Source organism: Pseudomonas sp. A0308 (assembly GCF_044218815.1).
Taxonomy (GTDB): Bacteria; Pseudomonadota; Gammaproteobacteria; order Pseudomonadales; family Pseudomonadaceae; genus Aquipseudomonas; species Aquipseudomonas iridis.
In genome coordinates this window covers 812988-824450 of record NZ_CP162581.1, presented here as the reverse complement: position 1 = coordinate 824450, position 11463 = coordinate 812988, and the positions used below count along the sequence as shown (strand labels likewise).

The 11463-nt window shown below is 60.9% G+C and carries 9 protein-coding genes and 1 pseudogene; 4 read left to right on the top strand and 6 right to left on the bottom strand.

Features of this window, described 5'->3' with window-relative positions:
- Positions 1-80: 80 nt before the first annotated feature.
- Positions 81-599 carry a transporter suffix domain-containing protein gene (locus tag AB4P92_RS03780; RefSeq protein ID WP_042558768.1) on the top strand — a complete coding sequence of 173 codons (519 nt, stop codon included), beginning with the start codon at positions 81-83 and terminating at the stop codon, positions 597-599.
- A gap of 327 nt (positions 600-926) precedes the next feature.
- Positions 927-1712: a DeoR/GlpR family DNA-binding transcription regulator gene (locus AB4P92_RS03775; RefSeq protein ID WP_395598909.1), complete on the top strand. Its 786-nt coding sequence runs from the start codon at positions 927-929 to the stop codon at positions 1710-1712.
- A gap of 161 nt (positions 1713-1873) precedes the next feature.
- Here AB4P92_RS03775 and AB4P92_RS03770 read toward each other — a convergent pair whose 3' ends face one another.
- From AB4P92_RS03770 to AB4P92_RS03750, 5 genes and pseudogenes are all read right to left on the bottom strand, one after another.
- Positions 1874-3157 (bottom strand): FAD-binding oxidoreductase, encoded by a 1284-nt coding sequence (locus AB4P92_RS03770; RefSeq protein WP_339479683.1) that lies wholly within the window; start codon positions 3155-3157, stop codon positions 1874-1876.
- Positions 3158-3242: 85 nt separating this feature from the next.
- Complete coding sequence (locus tag AB4P92_RS03765; protein ID WP_200615841.1) at positions 3243-4607, bottom strand: glutamine synthetase family protein; 1365 nt, start codon at positions 4605-4607, stop codon at positions 3243-3245.
- A 501-nt stretch (positions 4608-5108) separates the two neighbouring features.
- Positions 5109-6008 (bottom strand): annotated as a pseudogene (locus AB4P92_RS03760) (bestrophin family protein).
- A 35-nt stretch (positions 6009-6043) separates the two neighbouring features.
- Entirely contained in the window at positions 6044-7042 is a 999-nt protein-coding gene (moaA, locus tag AB4P92_RS03755) for a GTP 3',8-cyclase MoaA (protein ID WP_395598908.1), read from the bottom strand.
- Positions 7043-7358: 316 nt separating this feature from the next.
- Positions 7359-8210, bottom strand: coding sequence for a CAP domain-containing protein (locus AB4P92_RS03750; RefSeq protein ID WP_210555155.1), 852 nt, complete (start codon positions 8208-8210; stop codon positions 7359-7361).
- 199 nt (positions 8211-8409) lie between these two features.
- On the opposite strand from AB4P92_RS03750, the gene AB4P92_RS03745 reads away from it, so the two are divergent.
- Complete coding sequence (locus AB4P92_RS03745) at positions 8410-9030, top strand: cell wall hydrolase (protein WP_042558775.1); 621 nt, start codon at positions 8410-8412, stop codon at positions 9028-9030.
- Here AB4P92_RS03745 and AB4P92_RS03740 read toward each other — a convergent pair.
- A complete protein-coding gene (locus AB4P92_RS03740; protein WP_395598907.1) occupies positions 9027-9914 on the bottom strand; it encodes a LysR family transcriptional regulator in 888 nt (295 codons plus the stop codon). The genes AB4P92_RS03745 and AB4P92_RS03740 overlap by 4 nt on opposite strands.
- Positions 9915-10017: 103 nt before the next feature.
- Here AB4P92_RS03740 and AB4P92_RS03735 point away from each other — a divergent pair, with 103 nt between their 5' ends.
- Positions 10018-11418, top strand: coding sequence for an MFS transporter (locus AB4P92_RS03735; protein ID WP_395598906.1), 1401 nt, complete (start codon positions 10018-10020; stop codon positions 11416-11418).
- Positions 11419-11463: the final 45 nt, after the last annotated feature.

Genomic DNA, 11463 nt, shown 5'->3' with positions numbered 1-11463 from the left:
CGGCCAATTGCAAGTTGTTCGGGCGAATCTGCTGCTACGCTTTTGAGGCATCGCAACTCCACCCAGACAGGTAAGAAACCATGGACACTGCCCAAGATCCGCAGACCCCGGCGGCACCCGCAACCTGGCGCTTCAAGGTCGGTGTGGGGATTATTTGCCTGATGCTCGGTTCGTGGTTGATGGTGCCGCTGGCGGCCGCGCTTGATGTGCCTGGCTCGAAAGTCGCGGCACTCACTGGCGTGTTGTTTATCAGCAACAAGGTGTTGTTGCTGGTGGTGATCGCGGTGATGGGCAAGGCCGGATTTGCCGAACTCAAGCACACGATCGGGCGTTATGTCTCGGGGATCATTCCAGCCCCGGTGGACGAGGTTGGCCCGACGCGCCATCGCATCGGCGTGGTGATGTTTTGCCTGCCGTTGCTATCGTCTTTTCTGGAACCGTATTTCGATAACTTCTGGCCAGGGTTGCGGCCCAACCTGTGGCAAATGCAATTGCTTGGGGATTTGATGTTTGTTGGCAGTTTTTTTGTGCTGGGGGGGAATTTCTGGGACAAGGCTCAAGCGCTGTTCGTGCGCAAGGCGCGTGTGGTCAGCGTTTGAGAGAGCGTGAAATCATGTCGGTGAGGGGATAAATCCCCTCGCCACGATCCTGATATGCGCGTGGAGAATGTGACCGCATCACGCGTGCCCGAGGGCAACCGCGAAAGACACAACGATCATGCAAGCGAAGGCGAAATTGAGATTCATGCGGTGCCCATCCTGAGGCTTTTGAGAGTGGCGTCATTCTGAACAGGTTGAATGCAAAGGAAAAATTCGCCTTGTCGATTCCAATGATCAAAGTAATCGATACCTGCCTGTTTGTGTTTGCCCGAGGCTTTCGCTAATCTGCGCGAAAACCTGCAACTACAAGCATAAACAGGCAGAACCATGCACGATCATTCCGTCACCGAACTGCCGTCCCTGCGCCGACAGAAAATCCTTTTGATTCTGGAACGCGACGGCAAGGTCATGGCCTCCGAGCTGAGCCAGCATTTTGCGGTGTCTGAAGATACGATCCGCCGCGACCTCGCCGAACTCGACAACGCCGGGCTGGTGCAGCGAGTACACGGCGGGGCGTTGCCGCGGCCCAAAGACACCGGCAAGGATTACTTCACCCGCATCAGCGAAACCGATGAAGTGAAGACCCGCCTGGCGCAGCTCGCTGCCGGAAGGGTCAAGGACGGCCAGATCGTGCTGTTCGATTCCGGTACCACCACGTTGCAGATCGCGCGCTCATTGCCTGCAGATATCCGGATTACCGCCGTTACCACGTCGCCAATGACCGCGATCACACTCGCCGAATACCAAGGCATCAAGGTGATTCTTGCGGGCGGGCAACTCAATCTGGCGACGATGTCAGTCAGCGGCCACGAAACCGTGCGGCTGCTGCAAAGTATCAAGGCTGACGTGCTGTTTACCGGGGTCTGCGCGATTCACCCGGAGGTTGGGCTGAGCTCGCTGTATTTCGATGAGGTGCCGGTGAAGCAGGCATTGTTCGAGAGCGCCGCCCAAGTGATTGCAGTCACCACGGCGGACAAGCTGGGGGCGGTCGAGCCGTTTGTGGTGACGCCGTGCAATCGCGTGCATACGCTGATTACCGAACAGCGTCTGGCATCGGGCAGTGTCGAGGATTATCGGCGGTTGGGGATTGAGGTGGAGCAGTTGCCTGACTGAATTTTGTAATCAGCGCTCAACCCTGTAGGAGCTGCGGCACGCTGCGATCTTTTGACTTTGATTGTAAAAAACAAGATCAAAAGATCGCAGCCTTCGGCAGCTCCTACAGTGACCGTGGCCGATCAGGAATGCGCACGGGGCGGGCGATGGGGCCAGGGCCGTCAACGCAATTTTTCAAGCATCTGGTAATACCACATCCCCGCCGCCAGCAAGGGATTGCCGAGCAAATCCCCCATCGGCACGCGAATGTGCTGACACGCCGCGAACGTATCGTACTGCGCCATCTGCCCGGTAATCGCCCGGCTCATGATTTCGCCCATGATGTGCGTCGTGGCGATGCCATGCCCCGAGTAACCCTGGCAGTACCAGACGTTGTCCGAAAGTTTGCCCAGTTGCGGGATACGGTTGATGACGATGCCCATCGCGCAACTCCACTGATAGTCGATCTGCACGCCTTTGAGCGCCGGGAAAGTCTGCTCGATGCACGGGCGCAGTTCGGCGGCGATGTCGCGTGAGTCCTTGCCGCTATAGTTGGCGCCGCCGCCAAACAGCAGACGGCCGTCGGCAGTGAGGCGGTAGTAGTCGAGGACGAAACGGCAGTCGTACACCGCGAGGTCTTCGGGGTTGATCTGCCTGGCCAGATCGCCCAGCGGCGCGGTGGTGACGATGCCGCCCATGGCCGGGAAAATCTTGCCCTTTAGCTGGCCAGGTTCGAGCTTGTGATAAACGTCGCCGGCCAGCATCACCTGGTTGGCGTCGATCTGGCCGTGGGCAGTTCTCACGCCTGGGGTGTCACCGTGAATGATCTCCAGCACTTCGCTGTTTTCGAAGATCAGCGCACCGAGACTTTCCGCCGCCCGCGCTTCACCGATGCACAGGTTGAGCGGGTGCAGGTGCATGTTGCGGGTATTCTTGATCGCGCCGTGGTAAAGGTCGCTTTGCAGCAGATCGCGCACCTGACTGCGGTCGAGCAGGCTGACCTCGTCACCCAGACCGCGACGCACCGCTTCTTCATAATCCTTGCGCAGATCGGTCATGTGACTCGGCTTGTACGCGGCGTGCAGGTGGCCGTGCTTGAGGTCGCACTCAATGGCGTATTTTTCCACGCGCTGTTTGATGATTTCGTGGCCGCGCCAGCGCAGATGCCAGATGAAATCGTCGACCTCGTCACCGAGTGTCGGGCGCATCTGTTTGCGCATGGCGCCGTCGCCGGAGAGGCTGCCGGTGACCTGCCCGCCATTGCGCCCGGTGGCGCCCCAGCCGATCTTGTTGCTTTCGACGATGGCGACCTTCAAGCCTTTTTCGGCGAGTTCGACAGCGGTGGCGACGCCGGTGAAGCCACCGCCGATGATCACCACATCAACCTTGTGCCGGCCCTGCAGGGTCGGGTAATCGGTCTCTTGGTTGAGGGTGGCGGTGTAGTAGGAATTGCAACGTTCAGTCATGTCAGTGTCCACACAAAATTCGGGAAGCTAATCGGGATCCCTGTGGGAGCTGGCTTGCCAGCTCCCACAGGTTAGCGGGGTTTAATCAGGCCTCGGTCAGATACCAGCGCCAATCCTGCTCACCCACTTCAGCCATGAACTGCCGATATTCGGCACGCTTCACCGCCAGATACACCCCGAGAAATTCCTGGCCCAAGGCATCGCGTGCCCACACCGAATGTTCCAGTGCCTGCAACGACGTCAGCCAATCGGTTGGCAGCAATTCCTTGGCTTGCGCATAGCCGTTGCCCTCAACCGGCGCGCCCGGATCAAGGTTCTCCCGAATGCCCCGATGGATGCCGGCAAGAATCGCCGCCGCCGCCAGATACGGGTTGGCGTCGGCGCCGCAGATGCGATGCTCGATGTGCCGGGTGTTGGCCGGGCCGCCCGGTACGCGCAGGCTGACGGTGCGGTTGTCGACGCCCCAGGTCGGCGCCAGTGGCGCGTAGCTGTTGGCCTGAAAGCGTCGGTAGGAGTTGGCGTTCGGGCAGAACAGCAGCAGCGAATCGAGCAACGAGGCGAGCATGCCGCCAATCGCCGTGCGCAGCAGCGGCGTGCCGGCCGGGTCTTCGGAGGCGAACAGGTTGCGCCCCTCGCCATCGGCGAGGCTGACATGCATGTGCATGCCGGTGCCGGCCAGATCATCGAACGGCTTGGCCATGAATGTCGCCTGCATGCCGTGCTTGTGCGCCACGGCTTTGACCAGTCGCTTGTAGCGCACCGCCTGATCCATTGCCTCCAGCGCATCACCGTGTTCGAGGGTGATTTCCACCTGACCCGGTGCGTATTCCGAGATTGCCGTACGCGCCGGAATGCCGTGCAGTTTGCAGGCGCTGTAAAGGTCGGCGAGGAACGGTTCGATCTGCTCAAGCTCGCGCAAACCGTAGACTTGGGTATGTCGCGGTCGACCACCATCAGCATCGAGTGCCGGTTGCGGACGACCGTTGTGATCGCGTTTGGCGTCGAGCAGATAAAACTCCAGCTCGCAGGCCATCACCGGGTTGTAGCCCTCGGCCTTGAGGCCGTCGATGACCTTGATCAGCAGGTGTCGCGGGTCGGCAATGCTGGCGGGCATGCCCTCGGTCGGGTGCATGCTGACCTGCACTGCAGCGGTCGGAATCTTGCGCCACGGCAGGCGCACCAGACTGCCTTCCAGCGGATAGGCGCGGCAGTCGATATCGCCGACATCCCAGACCAGGCCGGAGTTCTCGACGTCCTCACCCTGCACGGTCAGACCGAGGATGGTGCTGGGCAGCGGGCGACCGCTTTCATACACGGCGAGCAATTCTTCGCGGTGCAACAACTTGCCGCGCGGCACGCCGTTGGCGTCGAGGATGAACAGCTCGATCATGTCGATGTCGGGGTTTTGTTCAAGGAACAGGCGTGCGTCTTCAATGGCTGCGAATTTCATGGCAAACACTCACGTTGGCGCCGCACAGGCGCGCAGGTTCAGGCCAGACGCGGCGCGAGAATAGGCGCGGGCGTCCTGGCAGGGGATATCAGGGAGCAGGGGGCTGTCGCGGCTTTAAACGCGCGCGATCAGAGCGTCCGGGCGATATCCGGCGGGCGTGCGGAGTGACGCAGCTTGGAACGGCGCAGGGCCATGGGGAGATTGACGATACGATTCATACGCCGCCCCTGTGAGAGAGGGCGCGCTGAGTAGAGACGGTCAACGATTCTGGTTGTTGTAGTGACGTGCTCATAACGCATGTTTCCGTTGGCGGAAAACGTCGGCGGCGGGACTGACCCGTCGACCGGTGTGCCCGGATAGTAAGGGGGAATCTGCGGGCGTGTAAACGACTGTTTCCGGGATGCGCTGTGACCGGTTGCTCAGCGCAGCAGACGAACGCCCGGTCTCACGGAGACGCAAACGATCAACATGACATGGCTCCCGCGCTTGGAAACGGGGTGATCAGCTCAGGACATAATCGACCGGCTTCAGCGGCGGCGGAAGATCCGCCACGCCGAGTTCGGCGAGAATGTCGCGCTCGATCGTGCGCACCAGCGCGTCGGTCGGCAGATCATTCTCATCGCGGCCAAACGGGTCTTCCAGTTCATCGGCAATCGCGTCCAGACCAAAAAAGGTGTAGCTGACAATCGCGGTAAACAAGGGCGTCAGCCAGCCCAGCGGTTCGGCCATGGCGAACGGCAGCAGAATGCAGAACAGGTAGATCGTGCGGTGCAACAGCAGCGTGTAGGGAAACGGCAGTGGCGTGGTTTTGATCCGCTCGCACACGGCTTGCGCTTGCGTCAGGCTGGTCAGGTGATTGGCCAGCAGCATGTAGCGCCACTCGCTCAGCTCACCGTTTTGATGCAGATCGGAACACTGCTGGCCGACCTGTTGCAGGATCCGCGCGCTGTAATCCGGCACCCCCGCATCGTGTTTTGGGGTGATCTACTGACGGCTGGCGTCGGCTTCACTCTCCTTGCGCAACCGCGCATTGAGCGCATGGGCAAACCCGCACAGGTTGAGCAGCAGCGGTTTGCGTTCTGCGGATTCGCGGATGACATGGGTTTCGCGAATGACCGACCGAATGTGCACGATCACCTCACCCCAGGCCTTGCGTGCCTCGTACCAGCGGTCGTAACAGGCGTTGTTGCGAAAGCTCATGAAGATCGACAGCGACAAGCCGAGCAAAGTGAACGGCGTGGCGTTGACCTTGGTGAAACTGCTCGGATGAAGAATTTCGACCAGCACGATGGCCGAGGCCAGCAGCGTGACCATCAAGGTGCGCAACGCGATGCGCTTGGCAATCGAGCCCTTGAGGGTGAAGAGAATGGCGAACTGGCTGACCTTGGGTCTTATGATCATGCAGAGCGGTCCCGATAACGCAGGAAAGCGGCGGATCAGCCGCCGGTCATGTTCATGAAGCGTACGACCTGGACGTCGTCGTTGATTTCGAAGTTATGCCGATACGGTTTGATTTTCATCGCCTCGATGATGGCGTTCTCCAGACGTTGCGGATGCCCCGGATGAGCGCGCAGCACTGCTTTCAAATCCACCGAATGTTCGTTACCCAGACACAGTAGCAGACGACCTTCGACGGTGAGCCGCACCCGATTGCAGGTGCCGCAGAAGTTGTGGCTGTGCGGCGAGATAAACCCCAAGCGAATCTGCGGAGCCTCGGCCAGACGCCAATAGCGCGACGGGCCTTGAGTCGATTCCGTAGAGTCGATCAGCGTGTAGCGCTCGGCGATTTTCTCGCGGACCTGCACGCTGGAAAAAAACGACTCCGCACGGCTGTGGTCGCTGATGATCCCCAGTGGCATTTCCTCGATGAAAGAAATATCGAGCTGACGGTCGATGGCAAAACTCACCAGATCATTGATCTCGTGATCGTTGCGGCCCTGCATCACCACGCAGTTGAGCTTGGTGCGGGTGAAACCGGCCTGGCGCGCGGCATCGATGCCGTCGATCACTTGCGCCAGATCGCCGGTGCGGGTCATCTGCTTGAAGCGCTCGGGATCGAGGCTGTCGAGGCTGATGTTCAGGCGTTTGACCCCGGCGTCGAACAGCGGCGCGGCGAGTTTGCCCAGTTGCGAGCCGTTGGTGGTCAGGCACAGTTCACGCAGGCCGGGCAACGCGGCGATCTGTTCGCACAACTGCACCACGCCGCGACGGATCAGCGGCTCGCCGCCGGTGAGGCGAATCTTGCGGGTGCCCAGCGCGACGAAGCTCTGCGCCAGTTGAAAGATTTCTTCCAGCGTCAGCACTTGCTGGCGCGGCAGAAACTGCATGTCTTCAGCCATGCAATAGACACAGCGGAAGTCGCAACGGTCGGTCACTGACATGCGCAGATAGTCGACGCGGCGGTTGTGAGCATCGACCAGGACGCGCTCTGTCATGACAGCCTCGCAGTATTGAAACCGCTGATGAACGGGTTTGGACGGGCAGGGTAGGCGTAACTGCCATGGGCGTCCAATCAGTGAAAGTTAACGGCTGATTGATCGCGTCGATGATCAAGTGTGGGAGCTGTGTTGGTCGAAAATCCGTGAACACCGCAAGACCCTGTGGGAGCTGGCTTGCCAGCGATGAGGGCCGCACAGTCGACATTGATGTTGGCTGACCCACCGCCATCGCTGGCAAGCCAGCTCCCACACATTTTGTGGTGTGCACAGAATCAGTACACATCACCGAACTTTGCAGGCGTGAGCCTGAGGGTTATTGCGCACCAAACATCGCGGTCCAGTAAATCCCCGCATCGCTTTTCGGATCGGTCGCATAAGCGGCCCCCAGTTCCTTGTATTGCGGGTTCATCAGGTTGGCGCAGTGGCCGGGACTGGCGAGCCAGCCGTCGACGACTTTGCCCACGGTGTCTTGGCCGGCGGCGATGTTTTCACCAACCAGTTGCCCGCTGTAGCCCGACAGCTCAGCGCGATCGCCGGGGGTGCGGCCGTCGCGGTCTTTGTGGTCGAGGTAGTTTTTGTTGGCCATGTCGCGGCTGTGATCCTGAGCGACAGTGCCCAAGGTCGCATTCCACGCCAGCGGTGCGGCGGCGGCAAAGGCCTGGCCGCCACACTGGCGTGGCTGGCTGCGTGCGGTGTTGAGTTGTTCGAGCAATTTTTGTCCTTCACTCTGCGCGTCGCCAAGTTTGGCTGACAGCAGCGGCCGCGCCAGCACAATGCGCCAGTCGCGATCGGCGCGGCTGACGCCGACATCGACAAACTGTGGATCCAGCACCACCTGACAGAAGCTCTCCTGAATCGCCTTCATCGCCGACGCCGCATCGCGTGGGCCGTTGAGGGTGATCGCCTGTACGTTGACCATCGGGTAACTGGCGCTGGCCATGGCTTGCTGCAGATTGACGGCGCCGCTGGCCGGCAACCTCAGGCGTGGATCAGCCGACAGGGGCGGCAACTCACTGGACGCCTGCGTGCCACAACGTTGCGGCTGGCTGCGATAGCTGTTGATCGACTCGATCAGTTGCAACTCGTCGGTGGCCAAGGCCGAGGCGGCAAACATCAGGCCTGCGGACAGCGCGGCAAATCGCAAAACGGACGGCATGAAGCGCATGGAATTCTCCCTTGAGCTGAATGCGCCCATGATGCGCGAAACGCCCCCGGTGGGTGCAATGTCTTTTTCTTCCGTCGACAGTTTTTTCTACGGAACGCTGCGGTTGATTTAGCCGTCTACACTCAGCCAAGACCCCGGGATCCGGGCGTCTCCCCGACGTAACACCTTGCCCGCACCGGGCCCTGCCGGAAGAGTTCACATGGGATTGAAATGGTTGGCTGGCTGCTTCGCAATAACCCTGTTGGCCAGCGCTGCGTGGGCCACCGATCAAGCGCCGATCAAAGCCAAGGCCGAAGAGAAAGCCCAGGTGCTGGAAGAAAAGGCCGCCGATAAAGTCAGCGCGGCACCGGCGCCGAAATCCGAGGCGATCACCCCGAAGGAAGTGCAGGCGGTCGACCCTGCCGGCGCCGCGCCGCTGGATGATCCGATCACTTGTCTGGCGCGCAGCATCTACTGGGAAGCCAAAGGCAAGGACACGCCGGAAATGGAGGCCGTGGCCAGTGTGGTGATGAATCGCCTCGGCCATGAAGGTTTTCCAGACACGGTGTGTGCCGTGGTCAAGCAAGGTTCGGAAACCAGGAGCTGCCAGTTTTCCTGGTGGTGTGACGGGCGTCCGGATCAGGTCAAGGAAGACGCCGAATACGCGCTCGCCAAGGAAGTTGCCGGCAAGGCGCTGAACCGTCAACTCAAGGATCGCACCAACGGCGCGTTGTATTTCCACGACCGCAATGTCCACCCGAGTTGGGCCAGGGAATACCGGAAAACCGCCGAGACGAAAAAATTCCTCTTTTATAAACCCGCCGGCGGCGATGCGCGCTAGGCGCAGACTTCCCGCACACAATCGCGCAACCAGCGATGCGCCGGATCGGCATCCATGCGCGGATGCCAGAGCATCGACACGCTGATCTGCGGCATCTTCAATGGCAGCTCGAAACTGTGCAGGCCCGTGCGCAGTTTGCTGGTGTGACGTTCCGGGACGGTGGCAATCAGGTCTGATTCACGAACCAGCGTCAGTGCCGCCGAAAAACCGCCGAACGACGTGACGATGTCCCGCGTCAGTCCGCACTCGAGTAGCGCTTCATCTACCGGGCCGCTGCTGCGCCCGCGCCGTGACACCAGAATATGCTGGCCTGAGGCGAAGCGTTTGGCGCTGACCTTGCCTGCGCTCAAGGGATGACCCTCACGTACCACACCGATCCAGTGATCGTGAAACAGGATGCGGCTGTGCAGCGTCGGGTCGGTGCTGTCGTCGACTACACCGGTCTCCAGATCCACCCGGCCTTCGCGCAGCAACGTGCTGTCCTTGTCGGCTTTCTGCACAAAACGCAGACGCACGTCGGGCGCCTCGGCGGCAATGCGGGCGAGCAGGGCGGCGGCGAAGGTTTCAACAAACCCGTCGGTATTGCGCAAGGTGAAGGTGCGTTGTAGCTGCGCGGGATCAAGCACTTGCGCGGGGCGCAAAACCGCCTCGGCTTCCTGCACCAGATGACTGACCCGTTCGCGCAATTCCAGCGCACGCGGCGTTGGCACCAGGCCTCGACCGGCGCGCACCAGCAACGGATCTGCGGTGGTTTCGCGCAGACGGGCCAAGGCGCGACTCATGGCAGAAGGGCTCAACCGCAGGCATTTGGCGGCGCGAGCGACGCTGCCTTCCCGCAGCAGCACGTCGAGGGTGATCAGCAGGTTCAGATCCGGAGTAGTCATGATATGGCGTTCCATGCAGGTATTGAGTGCAAAGCATGCGTCTTGCGCCTTGTATTGTCGAGGCTCAGGCTATGGCGCATGTCCTTTGTACAGTGAGCACGCCATGCCCAGACAACCCCTCGATACCCAAGCCCGCTGGGCGCTGACCAGTCTGGCGCTGTCGATGTTGATGCCGTCGCTGGACACCAGCATTGCCAACGCCGGGTTGCCGACGCTGGCGGCGGCGTTTGATGCAACGTTCCAACAGGTGCAGTGGATTGTTCTGGCGTACCTGCTGGCAATCACCACGTTGATTGTCAGCGTCGGACGTCTGGGCGATGGCTTTGGTCGGCGGCGATTGCTGTTGATCGGGATAGGCATTTTCACCAGTGCTTCATTGTTTTGCGCGCTGGCCCCGGGGCTTGGCTGGCTGATCGGCGCGCGGGCGGTGCAAGGCATTGGCGCAGCGATCATGTTTGCATTGACGGTCGCGCTGGTGGCCGATGCGGTGCCCAAAACGCGAGCGGGCAGTGCGATGGGGTTGCTGGCAACGATGTCGGCCACCGGCACCACCCTCGGCCCGTCGCTGGGTGGGTTGTTGATGGCGCATGTTGGCTGGCAATCGATATTTTTACTCAACGTGCCATTGGGACTGCTCAACGCATGGCTGGTGTACCGCTATCTGCCCGCAGATCGGGCCGCAGCGCCGCGAGTTGCGTTTGATTACCTTGGCAGCGGGGTGCTGGTGTTGACGCTGGCGACCTATGCGCTGGCGATGACGCTTGAAGGTTTCACGCTGAGGTTGCTGTTGATCAGCCTGTGCGGCGTGGGTTTGTTCATCGTGATCGAGATGAAAGCCAGGGCACCGCTGATTCGCCTGTCACTGTTCGCCGATCTACGCCTGAGTGGCAGTCTGGCGCTGACGTTGCTGGTGACGACCGTGATGATGACCACGCTGGTGGTAGGGCCGTTTTACCTGAGTCGCGGTTTGAGTCTCAGCCCCACCGTGGTCGGGCTGGTGTTGTCGGTCGGGCCGTTGCTGGCTGCGCTCGGTGGCGTGCCTGCCGGACGGCTGGTCGATCGTTTCGGCGCACAGCGGGTGGTGCCGGGTGCCTTGCTCGGGATGGTTTGCGGTTGCGGGTTATTGGCGCTGCTGCCGATGAGTTTCGGATTGCCTGCTTACGTGTTGCCGATGACGGTGATCGCCGGCAGTTACGCGCTGTTCCAGGCGGCCAACAATACCGGGCTGATGGCGGCGGTGAGTCAGGACCAGCGCGGCGTGGTGTCGGCGCTGCTCGGGCTGGCCCGCAACCTGGGGTTGATCACAGGCGCGGCGGCGATGGGCGCGGTGTTTGCCGTGGCCACCGGTAACCCGACGCAAGCGCCCGCCGCCGTCATCGGCAGTGGCATGCACATCACTTTCGGTGTGGGCACGGCATTGATGGTCATGGCCCTGATCATCAGCCGAATGCAGATCAGCGGGCTGGCTCCCATAGGAGGTCTGCGTGGCTCAGATAATTTCTAAGCACCACAAATCCCTGTAGGAGCTGCGGCACGCTGCGATCTTTTG

Coding starts and splice junctions, on each gene's coding strand:
- AB4P92_RS03750 (WP_210555155.1), bottom strand. CDS start 8,210: ATGCGCTTCATGCCGTCCGTTTTGCGATTTGCCGCGCTGTCCGCAGGC.
- AB4P92_RS03740 (WP_395598907.1), bottom strand. CDS start 9,914: ATGACTACTCCGGATCTGAACCTGCTGATCACCCTCGACGTGCTGCTG.
- AB4P92_RS03765 (WP_200615841.1), bottom strand. CDS start 4,607: ATGAAATTCGCAGCCATTGAAGACGCACGCCTGTTCCTTGAACAAAAC.
- AB4P92_RS03780 (WP_042558768.1), top strand. CDS start 81: ATGGACACTGCCCAAGATCCGCAGACCCCGGCGGCACCCGCAACCTGG.
- AB4P92_RS03770 (WP_339479683.1), bottom strand. CDS start 3,157: ATGACTGAACGTTGCAATTCCTACTACACCGCCACCCTCAACCAAGAG.
- AB4P92_RS03745 (WP_042558775.1), top strand. CDS start 8,410: ATGGGATTGAAATGGTTGGCTGGCTGCTTCGCAATAACCCTGTTGGCC.
- AB4P92_RS03775 (WP_395598909.1), top strand. CDS start 927: ATGCACGATCATTCCGTCACCGAACTGCCGTCCCTGCGCCGACAGAAA.
- moaA (WP_395598908.1), bottom strand. CDS start 7,042: ATGACAGAGCGCGTCCTGGTCGATGCTCACAACCGCCGCGTCGACTAT.
- AB4P92_RS03735 (WP_395598906.1), top strand. CDS start 10,018: ATGCCCAGACAACCCCTCGATACCCAAGCCCGCTGGGCGCTGACCAGT.